This window comes from Pseudomonas sp. Rh2 (assembly GCF_040762985.1).
GTDB classification, from domain to species: Bacteria; Pseudomonadota; Gammaproteobacteria; order Pseudomonadales; family Pseudomonadaceae; genus Aquipseudomonas; species Aquipseudomonas taiwanensis.
Genome location: NZ_CP142890.1, coordinates 5,075,524 through 5,089,897, shown reverse-complemented (window position 1 = coordinate 5,089,897; position 14,374 = coordinate 5,075,524). Strand labels below are relative to the sequence as shown.

Here is a 14,374-nt window from a genome sequence, read left to right as displayed (position 1 = left end):
CCGCAGCGCGGCCCCTACCGTTCGCCTTCGATGTCGACGACCTCGATCAGTTGATCCCCCGCTGGCCGTCGCCACAACACTTCATCCCCAGGCGCTGAACCCAACAATGCCCGTCCCAGCGGCGAGCCCCAGTTGATCAACCCTTGGCTGGCATCCGCCTCGTCCTCCCCGACCAGTTGCACCGAATGCTCCTGGCCCTGCTCATCGGCGAACGTCACTCGGCTCCCGATCTGCACCTTGCTGCGCGAGGTCGCGGCAGGCACCACCTGCGCGCTCTGTACGCGCGCGCTGAAATAACGCAGGTCCCGTTCGGTATCGGCCAGGCGTTGCTGGTCGGCACGCTCGCCTTGAGCCTGTAGTTCGCTGCGCAAGGTATTGAGCGCGGCCACCCGCTGGTGCAGCTGGTTCAGGCCGTTGGCAGTGACGTAGTTGGGCTGCTCGCTCACCAGGCGCTCTACCAGCGGGTCTGCCTGGGCGGCGGCCTGGTCTTCGTTGACGAATGCTCGGCTCATGCTGGGGCCTCCTTATGCAGGGGACCATGGTGACAGGTCAGTGGTTTCGGGGGATGTCCGTTTGCGACCTAGTTGCGCCGATAGGCACGTCCCGCGTCGCGGTCTTTTTCCTGCTGCCATTCACGGTCACGCTCATCCCAATAGCGCTCGCGGTACTGGCGCAGGTCTTCGCTGTCCTGCATGGCGTGGCACTGGCGAAAGCCATCGTCCCAGCCACTTTCATATTGCCGGTTGTGCAGGTAGCGGGGCACGTCCTTGCGAAAATCGCCGACCATCAGCCCGGCAGCCTGGCGACCGCTGCTGCAGCCATCCTGGAAGCCGTCGGCGTAGGCGGGGGGATAACCTTGCTTGACCATTTGCTCATGGGTGGTTTCGCAACCTGTCAGCAGCAAGGCGATGCACAACCCAAACCAGTACCGCGACATATCCACAACACCTCCCAACGATCGTGGAAAGTCTAGGTGGCGTTTTGTCGGGGAGTCGTCAAAACAGTGTCAAAGAGTCGGTTGGGTCACGTTGGTCGCGGGTAAAGTCGCGCCTGCAGGGCCAGCCGATGCCTGCAGGCGCGCTGAGAGGACTCAATAGTGATACCACTTCAACTCCAGCATCACCTCATTCTGCGCCGTGGCCAGGTGGCTGAATGCCCGCGAGGCGCTCAGGCGCAACCCGAGGTTCTGGCTGATCTCCCATTGCTGGTTCAGGCTCACGCTGCGCCGCACTTCGCCATGGGTGAAGTAATCGCCCTTGGCCTCCAGCGTCATGTTGCCCAGCCCATTGCGCCACAACAGCCCGCCATTGAAGCCCGCTGCCGGGGCGATGAACGGGGCGAAGTCGTTATGGTGCTCGACCCGTACCGTGCCCAGGGCAAAGCCCAGCAAGCCGTCGGACAACTGCCAGGTGCCACCGGCGCCGCCGTTCACGTGGCTGACCAGCACTTCGTCGTCATGCTTGCCCGGCACCCGTTCCAGACCACCGGCAACCTGCCATGACCACGGCTTGAGCAGCGCGTTGCGAGGCGTCAGCGAGCGAATGGTGGCCAGGTCCAGGCGCTGCACCTGCCAGTCGTTGCCTTCGTACTGGCGCAGCTTGAGCTGGAGGATTTCGATCTGTGCGCCCAGCGGGAAGCCGTAGGCGTTGTCGTTGAGGTCGTGGTAGGCCATGCGCAGGCCGTACTCGGCAAAGGCCCGGTCCTCGCGGGTGCCGACGCCCAGTTGCCAGGTACGCGAGTCGTGGCCATCCTCCGGCAGGCCGGGTCGCTCTATTTCAAGCGCCGGCGGCGGGTTGCGGTTGATCGCCCGCAGCAGTTCGAAACTGCGCTTGGCCTGCGCGGGGTCGCGTTGCTGGCCGTTGGCGCGGTAACGCTCCAGGCGGTACGCGGCATCCTGCACCAGGGCTTGGCGCTCGCGGGGCAGGGCGGTGAACCCAGGGCTTTGCAGCTGTGCCGTGTCGGCGCTGACGGCCAGCACCTGGCGCTTTTCGTCGTGATCCAGGGGCTCGGCCCGGGCCAGCAGTTCTCGCTCGCGCGAGGGGCGGTAGTTGATGCTGCTGACCAAACCAGACTGCTTGACGGCCTTGACCGTGTCGGTGGGGATGGCGGTCAGGGGGAACTGCGAGGTCAGGTCCAGGCCTGGGCGGGCCACTTGCAGCAGTTCGAGCAGGCGGTAGGAGCAGTTTTCATCGAAGAAGAAGTAATCGAACTGGATCTGCTTGAGTTCCCACACGTGCTCGACCATGCGCCCGGTTTCTTCGGGCGTGAGGTCCAGCTGGTATTCCCACAGGTCGCGGTTTTCCAGGCTGCGGTATTCGGACAGTTTCTCCTGGTAAGGCATCAGCGCGAACAGGCCTGGGTAACCGCCCATCAGGCCTTTCCAGGCATACAGGATGCTGTTGTCGCTGCCTTCGATGTAGGCGCCGAAATTGATCGCATAGCTCAGCAGCGTGGTGTCGTCGCTGCGGGTGTGGGACTGGTCGATGCGCAGCAGGGTATGGCCGAACATCGACGATGGGCTGTTCAGGTAGGCCGCCGGGAAGATCAACGCTGCGCTGTGCGGGTCGATCGACTGGTACCAGGTCTTGAACGCCTGGCAGTCCGGTTGCGGCAGGTCTTGCAGGTCGAGTTGCTCGCGCAGCCAGCGGGTGCGGGCGGGGAATACGCACTGGGCGTGCTTGTCGCCTTGGCTGGCCGGGGCATACAGCGCTTCGACGGTGGCCTTGAGCTCCTGGTCGGGGTGGTGCGCGCCGTCCTCGGCGAGGAAGAACGCGTCATCGTCGACATAGCTGCGCCAGCCGCCGAGCTTGGCGGTTTCGTAATGGCCCAGGGCAATCCAGTAAGGGGTATTGGCCAGTTGCTGGATACGGCCTTGTTCCAGCGCAGGCATGGCATGAACAGGGGCGCAGGCAACCAGCGCCAGGTAAGCGAGGCGTTTGAGCATGTCGGGCAACTACTTCTCAACGATGCCGAAAGAAAAGGCGAAACCCGCCCCGAGAAGGGGCGGGAGCAGCTGCGCTTAGGCCTCGGTGGCGTACTTGGCCAGGCGTGGGTCGTTCTTCAGAACGGCCAGGGTGTTGTTGTGGACAGTCTCGGCAGTGACGTCGGCGCTGCTGAAGATCTGGTCGAAGTGCTGGTGGGTGACCGATGCAAAGTAGCCGCGGTCTTCCGGAGCCACGCCGAGTACCACGGCATAGGTGGTCAGGGCTTCGCCCTGGCCCTTGGCCATGTCTTCGGACAGCTCGTTCATCATGCCATTCATGGCGAACCACGACTTGCCGCCATAGGTCAGTGCCGCCTTGGTCGAGCAGCCGTTGGTACCGGAAGTCATACCGAAGGTGGCGTTGCCGGAGGTGCCGTTGGTGGTAGAGGCCAGGAAGTGCGCCGGAGTGCCGCGTTGGCCTTCGAACAGCAGGTTACCCCAGCCGCAGTTCGGGCCACCTGGCGCTTCGGCCATGGCGTTGATGGAGACCACGGTGAACAGAGTACCCAGAAGAATCCGTTTCATAGCATTTGTTCTCTTCGTCTAAACCAAGGGTCAGGGTTATCTGGCAACTCGGTTGCCAGGTCGGGAAAGCTTTTCACCCACCCGCGCAGCTTGGAGTTTAGGCACGATCTAAAGGTTGCGTCGCTGATTGCGAAAAATTTGCTTGCCTTCGGTGGGCGATGCGGCTGCGACATAAAGTCCCGCCGAGCCTTGCAAGGCGCGCGCGGGCAGCGCCAGAATGCTGCTATCCGCCCGCCGAAGTAAGGAAACACAATGCCCGATCCTGTCGCTGCGCGCCTGCGTCTCGCGCCCGAAGCCCTGACCCGGCGTTTTTCCCCCGAGCAGTTTGCATTCACCAACACCGACGATCTGGAGCCGTTTCGCGGAGTACTGGGCCAGGAGCGCGCTGTAGAGGCCCTGCAATTTGGCGTGGCGATGCCGCGCCCTGGTTACAACGTGTATGTGATGGGCGAGCCGGGCACTGGCCGCTTCTCGTTCGTCAAACGCTACCTCAAGGCCGAGGGCAAGCGTCAGCAGACCCCGTCCGACTGGGTCTACGTCAACCACTTCGACGACACCCGCGAGCCGCGTGCGCTGGAGCTGCCGTCGGGCAGCGCCGCCGAGTTCATCGCCGACATGGGGGGGCTGATCGACAACCTGCTGTCCACCTTCCCGGCGGTGTTCGAGCACCCGTCCTACCAGCAGAAGAAAGGCGCCATCGACCGCGCCTTCAACCAGCGCTATGACCGCGCCCTGGACGTGATCGAACGTGCCTCGCTCGAGAAGGACGTGGCCCTGTACCGCGACGCCAGCAACGTCGCCTTCACCCCCATGGCCGACGGCAAGGCACTGGATGAAGCCGAATTCGCCCAGTTGCCAGAAGAGGTTCGCGAGCAGTTCCACGAAGACATCGCCCTGCTGGAAGAGCGCTTGAACGAAGAACTCGCCAGCTTGCCGCAATGGAAGCGTGAGTCGAACAACCAGCTGCGCCAGCTCAACGAAGAAACCATCACCCTGGCCTTGCAGCCGCTGCTGGCGCCGTTGTCGCAGAAGTACGCCGAGAATGCGGCCGTGTGCGCCTACCTGCAGTCCATGCAGCTGAACCTGCTGCGAACGGTGGTCGAGCAACTGGTCGACGACAGCAAGTCCGATGCCGCCGCGCGTAAGCTGCTGGAAGAGCAATACGCCCCCAGCCTGGTGGTCGGCCACCATGCCGATGGCGGCGCGCCGGTAGTGTTCGAGCCGCACCCGACCTACGACAATTTGTTCGGCCGTATCGAATACAGCACCGACCAGGGGGCCCTGTACACCTCGTACCGCCAGCTGCGCCCCGGTGCGCTGCACCGCGCCAACGGCGGCTTCCTGATTCTGGAAGCCGAGAAAATGCTGGGTGAGCCGTTCGTGTGGGACGCGCTCAAGCGCGCCCTGCAATCGCGCAAGCTGAAGATGGAGTCGCCCCTGGGCGAACTGGGCCGCGTGGCCACCGTCAGCCTTACGCCGCAGGTGATCCCGCTGAATGTCAAGCTGGTGATCATCGGTTCGCGTCAGCTGTACTACGCGTTGCAGGACCACGACCCGGACTTCCAGGAGATGTTCCGGGTGCTGGTGGACTTCGACGAAGACATGCCCATGGTCGACGAGAACCTGGAGCAGTTCGCCCAGTTGCTGCGTACCCGTACCAACGAAGAGGGCATGGCGCCGCTGACCAGCGATGCGGTGGCACGCCTGGCCACCTACAGCGCCCGCCTGGCGGAAAACCAGTCGCGGCTGTCGGCGCGTATCGGCGATCTCTTCCAGTTGGTCAGCGAGGCCGATTTCATTCGCCAGCTGGCCAGCGACACCATGACCGACGCGGGGCACATCGAACGTGCGCTCAAGGCCAAGGCCACCCGTACCGGTCGGGTTTCGCAGCGGGTGCTGGACGACATGCTCGCCGGCATCATCTTGATCGACACCGAGGGCGCGGCCATCGGCAAGTGCAACGGGCTGACGGTGCTGGAGGTCGGTGACTCGGCGTTCGGTATGCCAGCGCGGATCTCGGCCACGGTGTACCCCGGTGGCAGCGGCATCGTCGATATCGAGCGCGAGGTCAACCTGGGCCAGCCGATTCACTCCAAGGGGGTGATGATCCTCACCGGTTACCTCGGCAGCCGCTACGCCCAGGAGTTCCCGCTGGCGATCTCGGCAAGCATCGCCCTGGAGCAGTCCTACGGCTATGTCGACGGCGACAGTGCTTCGCTGGGCGAGGTGTGCACGCTGATCTCGGCCTTGTCGCGCACGCCGCTCAAGCAGTGCTTCGCCATCACCGGGTCGATCAACCAGTTCGGTGAAGTGCAGGCTGTGGGTGGGGTCAACGAGAAGATCGAAGGCTTCTTCCGCCTGTGCGATGCCCGAGGCCTGACGGGCGACCAAGGCGTGATCATCCCGCGGGCCAACGTCGCCACGCTGATGCTCGACGAGCGGGTGTTGCAGGCGGTCGAGGCCGGGCAGTTCCACGTCTACGCGGTGAGCCAGGCCGACGAGGCGTTGAGCTTGCTGGTGGGTGAGGAGGCCGGCGTACTGGACGACAAGGGCCAGTTCACCGAAGGCAGCGTCAATGCCCGGGTGGTGGAGCGCCTGCGGGAAATCGCCGAGATGATCAGCGAAGAAGACATCAAAGAGGCAGAAAAAGAACGTCTGGAGGACATGATTGCCCAAGCCAAGCCGGCTTGAGTCAAGAAAACGGCGCTGAAGGCGATGTGCTACCGTTCAGCGCCGGTTTTCCATCTTTTTCCGTCGCTATTCTATGCTGGAACGTAGGACGGTATCAGGGTTCAGGATGGAAACAGCCTGTGATTCCAGGCTGAACAGGGCTCATTGGAGGGGACGCGGCCATGCGCAACCTCAGCCTTACTCGCCAGTGCCTGGGCCTGGTGACCCGCATTGAATGCAGCATTCGCCCACTGGCCGGTGACAACGGCATGTGGACCCTGCTGTTCGCTGCCGGCATGGCCGGTGAACAACCGTCGGCCATCAAGGCGCAGGGACCGTTCCATGGGCCCGCGGTGGCCGAGTCGGTGCTCCATGCCATCGTCGACAGCCTGACCTTGCACGGGTATCAGGTGGCGCACGATCCACAGATCTGGGCGCTGCACCTGCAGGCGCAGTTGCGACGGATCAACGGCGAGCGTTGTCGCAACCTTGGGGATTACCAGTTCCATCCTGAAACCTGAGCAGCCGCCGCTGCTCGTTTCGGAAGGCGCTGGCGATTGGCTCGCGCAACTGCCCAAGGCTTTTGCTGTCACAGGTGGCTGGCTATACTCGCCCTCGCTTTTTTAGTCACCTGACGAGTCCCAATCCCTCCATGGAACGTATTCTCGAAAACGCGATGTATGCCTCTCGCTGGCTGCTCGCTCCTATCTATTTCGGCCTGTCCCTGGGCTTGCTCGCCCTGGCGTTGAAGTTCTTCCAGGAAATCATCCACGTCCTGCCCAACGTGTTCTCGTTGGCCGAGGCGGACCTGATCCTGGTCATCCTGTCGCTGATCGACATGTCGCTGGTTGGCGGCCTGCTGGTGATGGTGATGATCTCGGGCTACGAGAACTTCGTCTCGCAGCTGGACATCGACGAAAGCAAGGAGAAGCTCAACTGGCTGGGCAAGATGGATTCTTCGTCGCTGAAGATGAAAGTGGCGGCGTCCATCGTGGCGATCTCCTCCATCCACCTGCTGCGGGTGTTCATGGATGCGCAGAACATCTCCACCGACTACCTGATGTGGTACGTGATCATCCACATGACTTTCGTCATCTCGGCGTTCGTCATGGGTTACCTGGACAAAGTCACCAAGCATTGACGGCTGGCGCTGTGGGAGCCGCCCTTGCTCCCACGGCAAATGCACACTAACGGACGAGCGGCGGCGGTAATGCCTTGTGTATTGCCCTTTTCCGTACAAAAAATGAGCAGTCATGCGTGGTTCCCATTGCGAGGTGCTCTCATGAACCTGCATCAGCTCAATTCCGAGGCCAGGGCCGGCCATGTCGATGAAGTCAACCTGATCGCCATCGAAGGTGGCGATTACCTGCTCGAGGCTCGGGTCAAGGGGCATGCCCATCCTTTGTCCGACACGCGGGGAGAACGCTTGCGGGTGCATTCGGTGGAGGATGCGCGCAAGTTGCTGCAAACCATTCCGATGGTCTCCATGAACCTGGTGCACTGGTCCGTCCAGGATGAAATGGTCGGCATGGGCACCCATCCTGAAGAAGACCTCAAGGTTCCGATTTCCCAGCGTTCGGCCTGGTAGCTGCTCGCAGCGTCCCAGTGTGCTAGGCTGCTCGCCCTTTTCATCAAGGGCGCGGCCTCACTGCGCCCTGCAGTGGAGCACGACAATGTCCGAACTCAACCTGACCACCGACGAATCTCGCGTCAGCTACGGCATCGGCCGTCAGCTGGGCGGCCAGCTGCGTGACAACCCGCCACCCGGCGTCAGCCTGGAAGCGATCCTGGCTGGCCTGACCGACGCCTTCAACGGTGCTGAAAGCCGCGTCAGCGAAGCCGACCTGTCGGCCAGCTTCAAAGTCATCCGCGAAGTGATGCAAGCCGAAGCGGCCGCCAAGGCTGAAGCCGCCGCTGCCGAAGGCAAGGCATTCCTGGCCGAGAACGCCAAGCGTGAAGGCATCACCACCCTGGCTTCGGGCCTGCAGTTCGAAGTGTTGACCGCAGGTGAAGGCGCCAAGCCGACCCGCGAAGACAACGTGCGTACCCACTACCACGGCACCTTGATCGACGGCACCGTGTTCGACAGCTCGTACGAGCGTGGTCAGCCGGCTGAATTCCCGGTGGGCGGTGTGATCGCGGGTTGGACCGAAGCCCTGCAGCTGATGAACGCTGGCAGCAAATGGCGTCTGTACGTGCCGAGCGAACTGGCTTACGGCGCTCAAGGCGTGGGCAGCATCCCGCCGCACAGCGTACTGGTGTTCGACGTCGAGCTGCTCGACGTTCTGTAAGACCTGCTGATGCCATTCGCGGGTAAACCCGCTCCTACAGGGCCTGTGGGAGCGGGTTTACCCGCGAATACTCAAAGACCTGCGAGCTTCACATCCAGTCTGTCCCACCGGGGCGCAACGCCCGCGCATAGCAGAACAGAAACACATTTCGCACCAGCTCCTTGAGCACCATCGGCTCGCTCGAATTCAACCCGCTCATGTCCAGGTCGCCCTGGTCACGCAGTTCATCGAGCGCTTCTGCTTCAAGCAACGCGCACACTTCGCCGGTTTCGCGATGAAGTATGCGCAGGTAGGGGTGAGGGCGGTCCAGCCAGGCGTCGATCAGATAAGTCATGGCTATTCTCCTTGGATAGCGGTTCCAGTGAGAATAATTCTTATTATCTAAATAGCAAGCGCCAATTGCCGGACAGGCGCGTCATCAGACCTTACGCACGAACTCGGACTTCAGCTTCATCGCGCCGATGCCGTCGATCTTGCAGTCGATATCGTGGTCGCCGTCGCACAGGCGGATGTTCTTGACCTTGGTGCCAACCTTGACGACCAGGGAGGAGCCTTTGACCTTGAGGTCCTTGATCACGGTAACGGTGTCGCCGTCCTGCAGGACATTACCGACAGAATCCTTTTTCACCACGTCATCGCTGGCGGCCTCGGCTTCGCCGCTGGCCGACCACTCGTGGGCGCACTCAGGGCAGATCAGCTGGGTGCCATCCTCGTAGGTGTATTCGGAGTTGCATTTGGGGCAGGGTGGCAGAGTGCTCACTTCGGTTCCTTAAACAGACGGACGGTTAAAGGCCCATATTGTATAAGGTTTTGTGCGGCAAGTGTTTCTGTCCGTACAAATGCCTTCGCGGGTAACCCCGCTCCCGATACAGCATCGGAGCCGGGTTACCCGCGAAGGAGGGCGAAGCGGTGTTCAGTGCGTGCGTGCGACGGCGAATTCGCTCAGCTCGACCAGGGCATCCCGGTATTGGCTGGCAGGCAGCACTTCCAGGCAGGCAATGGCACGCTTGACGTAGTCACGGGCCAGCTCGGCAGTGTACTTGAGGGCGCCCGATGCACTGACCGCTTCACGGATCTGCTCCAGATCATCGAGGCCACCCTTCTGGATCGCCTTGCGCACCAGGGCCGCCTGCTCGGGCGTACCTTCGCGCATGGTGTAGATCAGCGGCAGGGTCGGCTTGCCTTCGGCCAGGTCGTCGCCGACGTTCTTGCCCAGGGCTTGCGCATCGCCTTCGTAGTCGAGCAGGTCGTCGACCAGTTGGAAAGCTACGCCCAGGTGGTCGCCGAAGGTGCGCAGTGCTTCGCGCTGCTCCTCGGTGGCGCCCGCCAGCGCCGCTGCGCTGTGGGTCGAGGCTTCGAACAGCATCGCGGTCTTGCCGCGGATGACGTCCATGTAGATTTCCTCGGTGGTGCTGGCATCACGGACGCGCGACAGCTGCAGCACCTCACCCTCGGCGATGACGCGGGTGGCCTGGGACAGGATCTTCATGACCGGCATCGAGCCCAGCTCGACCATCATTTCGAACGAGCGCGAATAAAGGAAGTCGCCCACCAGCACGCTCGGTGCGTTGCCCCACAGGGCGTTGGCGGTGGAGCGGCCACGGCGCATGCCGGACATGTCGACCACATCGTCATGCAGCAAGGTGGCGGTGTGCAGGAACTCGATGGTGGCGGCCAGCAGGCGCAGGTCGTTGCCTTCACGGCCCAGCGCCTTGCCGCACAGCAGCACCAGCAGGGGGCGCAGGCGCTTGCCGCCAGCGGACGTGATATAGTCGCCGATCTTCGATACCAGCGGCACGCGCGAGGTCAGCTGCTTCTTGATGATCTCGTCGACGGCGCTGAAATCGTCAGCCACCGCGCGGTAGAAGGATTGGGGTTGCATCGGCTGCTCCATTGAGGTTGCGCGGCATGCTAGGTCGCGGGTCCCGGTGTGTCAAGGCGCGGTACCTGCGGGCCTGGGGCGGCACTTGCAAGCAAAACCTGGGTTGCGTACAATCGCGCACCCTAACTTCCTGGGCAGCACCTGCCTTACGCAATTGCACAGGGCCGTTCCAGCCCCATGCAGCCATGCCAGCCAATACTCATCATATAAAGCGCTGGGTGAGCAGGATTATCGGAGAAATACCCATGTCTTACGCAGTAATCGTTACCGGCGGCAAGCAGTACAAAGTCGCTGAAGGTGAATTCCTCAAGATCGAAAAACTGGAAGTCGCTACTGGCGAATCCGTGACCTTCGATCGCGTTCTGCTGGTTGCCAATGGCGACGACGTCACCATCGGCGCTCCAGTCGTCGCTGGTGCTAAAGTTGTAGCCGAAGTCGTTTCGCAAGGCCGTCACGACAAGGTCCGCATCATCAAGTTCCGTCGTCGTAAGCACCACATGAAGCGTATGGGCCACCGCCAGTGGTTCACCGAAATCAAAATCACCGGTATCCAGGCTTAATCCCCTCGATCCCCTGAATTTATTGGAGAATTGAACCATGGCACACAAAAAGGCTGGTGGTAGTACTCGTAACGGTCGCGACTCAGAATCGAAACGCCTTGGCGTGAAGATGTATGGCGGCCAGGTCATCAAGGCCGGCAACATCATCGTCCGCCAGCGCGGCACCCAGTTCCACGCCGGCTACGGCGTTGGCATGGGCAAGGATCACACTCTGTTCGCCAAGATCGAAGGCGTGATCAAGTTCGAGAAGAAAGGCGAGTTCAACCGCCGTTACGTGAGCATCGTCGCAGCCTAATCGCGACGTCGCTCCAGAAGCCCCGTCATGCGACGGGGCTTTTTCGTTTGTGGTGAGCCTCTTGCAAAGCTGTTTGTATGGGCTGCCGGCGTTGGTTTCTACGGTCGTACGGGGCCGCCGCGCTCATTTTTGCAAGAGCCTCAGGTTTTTTAGTATTCAGCTCGTCGTCCGACGAGAGGCGGTTTTGAATGAAGTTTGTTGACGAAGTATCCATTCGGGTCAAGGCCGGTGACGGCGGTAACGGTTGCATGAGCTTCCGCCGCGAGAAATTCATCGAGAACGGCGGCCCCAACGGCGGCGACGGTGGCGATGGCGGTTCGGTCTACATGGTGGCTGACGAAAACCTCAACACCCTGGTCGACTACCGTTATACCCGTCACCACGAAGCCCAGCGCGGCTCCAACGGTGGCAGCACCGACTGCACCGGCAAGAAGGGCGATGACCTGATCCTGCGGGTGCCGGTCGGCACCACCGTGATCGACGCCTCGACCCAGGAAGTGATCGGTGACCTGATCGCTCCGGGCCAGAAGTTGATGGTCGCCCAGGGCGGCTGGCATGGCCTGGGCAATACCCGTTTCAAGTCCAGCACCAACCGTGCGCCACGCCAGACCACGCCGGGCAAGCCGGGCGAGCAACGTGACCTGAAGATGGAGCTCAAAGTGCTGGCCGACGTTGGCCTGCTCGGTTTGCCAAACGCTGGCAAGAGCACCTTCATTCGCTCGGTTTCGGCCGCCAAGCCGAAAGTCGCCGACTACCCGTTCACCACCCTGGTGCCGAACCTGGGCGTGGTCAGCGTCGACCGTTGGAAGAGCTTCGTCATCGCCGACATCCCCGGTCTGATCGAAGGTGCCTCCGACGGTGCTGGCCTGGGTATCCGCTTCCTCAAGCACCTGGCCCGTACCCGCGTGCTGCTGCACCTGGTCGACCTGGCACCGCTGGACAACAGCGACCCTGCCGATGCTGCCGAAGTCATCATCAACGAGCTGGCGCAATTCAGCCCGTCGCTGATCGAGCGCGAGCGTTGGCTAGTGCTGAACAAGTGCGACATGCTGATGGACGACGAGCGCGACGAGCGGGCCAAGGCCGTGATCGAGCGCCTGCAATGGGAGGGGCCGGTCTACATGATCTCGGCCATCGCCAAGCAGGGTACCGAGCAGCTCAGCCACGACCTGATGCGCTACCTCGAAGAGCGCGCCGATCGCCTGGCGAACGACCCGGCCTACGCCGAAGAGTTGGCCGACCTCGATCAGCGTATCGAAGACGAAGCCCGTGCTCAGCTGCAGGCCCTGGACGACGCCCGTACCCTGCGTCGCACCGGCGTCAAGAGCGTGCACGACATCGGCGACGATGACGATTGGGATGATGATTTCGAGGACGACGAAGACGGTCCGGAAATCATTTACGTGCGCGACTGACCGGTTGCAGTACACTAAACGCCGCTTTTTCAAGCGGCGTTTTGGTATCTACGGTATCTACAGATTCGACATAGGTTGGAAGAGAAGATGCGAAGCAAGGTGACAGGCGCCAAGCGCTGGGTCGTGAAGATCGGCAGTGCGCTGCTGACGGCCGATGGCAAGGGCCTCGACCGCGGCGCCATGGCTGTCTGGGTCGAGCAGATGGTGGCGCTGCGCGAAGCGGGCGTGGAGTTGGTATTGGTCTCCTCCGGGGCCGTGGCTGCCGGCATGAGCCAGCTTGGCTGGACCTCGCGACCGAGCGCGATGAACGAGCTGCAGGCCGCGGCCTCCATCGGCCAGATGCGCCTGGTACAAGCCTGGGAGTCGAGCTTCGGCGAGCACGGCAAGCACACCGCGCAGATTCTCCTGACCCATGACGACCTGTCCGACCGCAAGCGTTACCTGAACGCCCGTAGCACCTTGCGCACCCTGGTCGACCTGGGCGTGGTACCGGTGATCAACGAAAACGACACGGTGGTCACCGACGAGATCCGTTTTGGCGACAACGACACCCTGGCGGCGTTGGTGGCCAACCTGGTGGAGGCCGACTTGCTGGTGATCCTCACCGACCGCGACGGCATGTTCGACGCCGACCCCCGCAACAACCCCGAGGCGCAACTGATTTACGAGGCCCGCGCCGATGACCCGTCGCTCGATGCCGTGGCCGGGGGTACCGGTGGTGCCCTGGGCCGTGGGGGCATGCAGACCAAGCTGCGCGCCGCGCGCCTGGCGGCCCGTTCTGGCGCGCACACCATCATCATCGGTGGGCGCATCGAGCGCGTGCTCGACCGTCTGAAGGCCGGTGAACGCCTGGGCACGCTGCTGTCACCTGAGCGCGGCATGCTCGCCGCGCGCAAGCAGTGGCTGGCCGGCCACCTGCAGACGCGCGGCACGCTGGTACTCGACGCAGGCGCCGTGCAGGCGCTGCGCGAGGCCAACAAGAGCCTGCTGCCGGTGGGCGTGAAGACCGTGCAGGGCAGCTTCCGCCGTGGCGAGATGGTGGTCTGTGTCGGCCCGGATGGTGTTGAAGTCGCCCGTGGCTTGGCCAACTACAGTGCACTGGAGGCCCAGAAGATCATTGGCCAGCCGTCCGACGCCATCGAAGCCGTGCTTGGCTATATTGCCGAGCCCGAACTGGTGCACCGCGACAACCTGGTGCTGGTATGAGATTGCTCAAGCGGTTTGTGGCCGTGGCGGCGCTGGCGCTGCCCGTGCTCGCCGGCGCCGAGGAAATCGGCCAGGTGTCCACTGTGTTCAAGTTCCTTGGGCCGAACGATCGTATCGTGGTCGAGGCGTTCGACGATCCTAAGGTCGAGGGGGTGACCTGTTACCTCTCGCGTGCCAAGACAGGCGGTGTGAAAGGTGGTTTGGGGCTGGCCGAGGATCGGGCGGAAGCTTCGATTGCCTGCCGCCAGGTTGGGCCGATCAACTTCAAAGGGGAGTTGAAGGATGGCGAGGAGGTGTTCAAGGAGCGCACTTCGCTCGTGTTCAAGACCATGCAGGTGGTGCGCTTCCTGGACAAGAAGCGCAATACGCTGGTGTATCTGGTGTACAGCGACCGCATGATCGAAGGCAGCCCGCAGAATGCGGTGACGGCGATCCCGATCCTGCCTTGGGCGCATTGATGTAGTTGGGAGGCCTTTGGCCTCCATCGCGGGTAAACCCGCTCCTGCACGCACTCCACTGCCGTTGGGGCGTGTGCAAAACACGCGTA

17 protein-coding genes are annotated in these 14,374 nt (G+C 62.5%); 10 read left to right on the top strand and 7 right to left on the bottom strand.

Annotated elements, in window-relative coordinates:
* Nucleotides 1-14: 14 nt before the first annotated feature.
* The 4 genes from VXM67_RS23245 to VXM67_RS23230 form a co-directional block, all read right to left on the bottom strand.
* Nucleotides 15-512: a GreA/GreB family elongation factor gene (locus VXM67_RS23245; protein ID WP_367237395.1), complete on the bottom strand. Its 498-nt coding sequence runs from the start codon at nucleotides 510-512 to the stop codon at nucleotides 15-17.
* 68 nt (nucleotides 513-580) lie between these two features.
* On the bottom strand, nucleotides 581-937 hold the full coding sequence (locus VXM67_RS23240; protein WP_023382406.1) for a hypothetical protein: 357 nt from the start codon (nucleotides 935-937) through the stop codon (nucleotides 581-583).
* A gap of 153 nt (nucleotides 938-1,090) precedes the next feature.
* On the bottom strand, nucleotides 1,091-2,944 hold the full coding sequence (locus VXM67_RS23235) for a DUF4105 domain-containing protein (protein WP_027907644.1): 1,854 nt from the start codon (nucleotides 2,942-2,944) through the stop codon (nucleotides 1,091-1,093).
* 75 nt (nucleotides 2,945-3,019) lie between these two features.
* Complete coding sequence (locus VXM67_RS23230; RefSeq protein WP_023382404.1) at nucleotides 3,020-3,508, bottom strand: DUF3015 domain-containing protein; 489 nt, start codon at nucleotides 3,506-3,508, stop codon at nucleotides 3,020-3,022.
* Nucleotides 3,509-3,760: 252 nt separating this feature from the next.
* On the opposite strand from VXM67_RS23230, the gene VXM67_RS23225 reads away from it, so the two are divergent.
* The 5 genes from VXM67_RS23225 (at nucleotide 3,761) to VXM67_RS23205 (ending at nucleotide 8,469) form a co-directional block, all read left to right on the top strand.
* Nucleotides 3,761-6,199: a Lon protease family protein gene (locus VXM67_RS23225; protein ID WP_367237394.1), complete on the top strand. Its 2,439-nt coding sequence runs from the start codon at nucleotides 3,761-3,763 to the stop codon at nucleotides 6,197-6,199.
* 161 nt (nucleotides 6,200-6,360) lie between these two features.
* Complete coding sequence (locus VXM67_RS23220) at nucleotides 6,361-6,699, top strand: hypothetical protein (protein WP_023382402.1); 339 nt, start codon at nucleotides 6,361-6,363, stop codon at nucleotides 6,697-6,699.
* A 131-nt stretch (nucleotides 6,700-6,830) separates the two neighbouring features.
* Nucleotides 6,831-7,319: a TIGR00645 family protein gene (locus VXM67_RS23215; protein WP_023382401.1), complete on the top strand. Its 489-nt coding sequence runs from the start codon at nucleotides 6,831-6,833 to the stop codon at nucleotides 7,317-7,319.
* A 141-nt stretch (nucleotides 7,320-7,460) separates the two neighbouring features.
* The gene (locus VXM67_RS23210) at nucleotides 7,461-7,766 is read left to right on the top strand and encodes a DUF6482 family protein (RefSeq protein WP_023382400.1); all 306 of its coding nucleotides are present in this window, start codon (nucleotides 7,461-7,463) and stop codon (nucleotides 7,764-7,766) included.
* Nucleotides 7,767-7,851: 85 nt separating this feature from the next.
* Complete coding sequence (locus tag VXM67_RS23205; RefSeq protein WP_023382399.1) at nucleotides 7,852-8,469, top strand: FKBP-type peptidyl-prolyl cis-trans isomerase; 618 nt, start codon at nucleotides 7,852-7,854, stop codon at nucleotides 8,467-8,469.
* A gap of 88 nt (nucleotides 8,470-8,557) precedes the next feature.
* On the opposite strand, the gene VXM67_RS23200 is transcribed toward VXM67_RS23205, so the two are convergent.
* From VXM67_RS23200 to VXM67_RS23190, 3 genes are all read right to left on the bottom strand, one after another.
* The gene (locus VXM67_RS23200; RefSeq protein ID WP_027907643.1) at nucleotides 8,558-8,803 is read right to left on the bottom strand and encodes a hypothetical protein; all 246 of its coding nucleotides are present in this window, start codon (nucleotides 8,801-8,803) and stop codon (nucleotides 8,558-8,560) included.
* An 84-nt stretch (nucleotides 8,804-8,887) separates the two neighbouring features.
* Entirely contained in the window at nucleotides 8,888-9,229 is a 342-nt protein-coding gene (locus VXM67_RS23195) for a zinc ribbon domain-containing protein YjdM (protein ID WP_023382397.1), read from the bottom strand.
* Nucleotides 9,230-9,382: 153 nt separating this feature from the next.
* A complete protein-coding gene (locus VXM67_RS23190) occupies nucleotides 9,383-10,351 on the bottom strand; it encodes a polyprenyl synthetase family protein (RefSeq protein ID WP_023382396.1) in 969 nt (322 codons plus the stop codon).
* A 245-nt stretch (nucleotides 10,352-10,596) separates the two neighbouring features.
* Between VXM67_RS23190 and rplU the strand changes: the two genes are divergently transcribed.
* From rplU to VXM67_RS23165, 5 genes are all read left to right on the top strand, one after another.
* Nucleotides 10,597-10,911 carry a 50S ribosomal protein L21 gene (gene rplU / locus VXM67_RS23185; RefSeq protein WP_011532169.1) on the top strand — a complete coding sequence of 105 codons (315 nt, stop codon included), beginning with the start codon at nucleotides 10,597-10,599 and terminating at the stop codon, nucleotides 10,909-10,911.
* 37 nt (nucleotides 10,912-10,948) lie between these two features.
* Nucleotides 10,949-11,206, top strand: a complete 258-nt coding sequence (gene rpmA / locus VXM67_RS23180; RefSeq protein WP_023382395.1) for a 50S ribosomal protein L27 — start codon at nucleotides 10,949-10,951, stop codon at nucleotides 11,204-11,206.
* A gap of 188 nt (nucleotides 11,207-11,394) precedes the next feature.
* Nucleotides 11,395-12,621 carry an Obg family GTPase CgtA gene (gene cgtA, locus VXM67_RS23175; RefSeq protein ID WP_023382394.1) on the top strand — a complete coding sequence of 409 codons (1,227 nt, stop codon included), beginning with the start codon at nucleotides 11,395-11,397 and terminating at the stop codon, nucleotides 12,619-12,621.
* Nucleotides 12,622-12,708: 87 nt separating this feature from the next.
* Nucleotides 12,709-13,827, top strand: a complete 1,119-nt coding sequence (proB, locus tag VXM67_RS23170; protein ID WP_023382393.1) for a glutamate 5-kinase — start codon at nucleotides 12,709-12,711, stop codon at nucleotides 13,825-13,827.
* The gene (locus VXM67_RS23165; protein WP_023382392.1) at nucleotides 13,824-14,285 is read left to right on the top strand and encodes a CreA family protein; all 462 of its coding nucleotides are present in this window, start codon (nucleotides 13,824-13,826) and stop codon (nucleotides 14,283-14,285) included. Before proB ends, VXM67_RS23165 begins: the two co-directional genes overlap by 4 nt.
* The last annotated feature ends 89 nt before the right edge of the window (nucleotides 14,286-14,374 follow it).